This window comes from Pseudomonas sp. RGM 3321, assembly GCF_022836805.1.
GTDB lineage: Bacteria > Pseudomonadota > Gammaproteobacteria > Pseudomonadales > Pseudomonadaceae > Aquipseudomonas.
In genome coordinates, this window is the sequence record NZ_JALHBH010000049.1 from 1 (window position 1) to 477 (window position 477).

The 477-nt window shown below is 48.2% G+C and carries 1 protein-coding gene; it reads right to left on the reverse strand.

Going from position 1 to position 477, the window contains the following annotated elements; all coding sequences use genetic code 11:
• Nucleotides 1-448, reverse strand: a 448-nt coding sequence (locus RGM3321_RS00190; RefSeq protein WP_244391032.1) for an alanine racemase, incomplete at its 3' end; no start/stop codon positions are given.
• Nucleotides 449-477: the final 29 nt, after the last annotated feature.

Sequence of the window (477 nt, forward strand, 5' to 3'; positions counted from 1 at the left end):
TTTGTAAGGTTGAATCAAATAATTCAAATTGTTGTTGATTATTGGGATGATCGATGACATCAGCGTTGGCAAAATGGGTGGTCAAAACAATCTCATAGCCTGAGCTAGTTAATTGCTGAGCAATTTCCCTGACTTCATCGGATGTAAAGCCAAGGCGGTTCATGCCAGTGTGTAGTTTTAGCCACACGGTTGCGCCTTTCTTTGCAGGCTGCTGCAACGCCCAGTCTAATTGGCGTTGGTGGTGCACCACGCACTCGATTTGATGCGCTGTACAATATTGCCATTCCGCTAACGAAAACGCGCCTTCAATCACTACCATTAGTTTTTGCCAGCCCGCCTGTTGCAGTTCTATCGCTTCTTGCAAACAAGCGACACCTAAGGCATCGGCTTGTGCGACGGCAGGTAAACAGTTGACGGCGCCATGCCCGTAGGCATTGGCTTTCACCATGGCTAATACCTTGGCGGTTGGGGCATAAT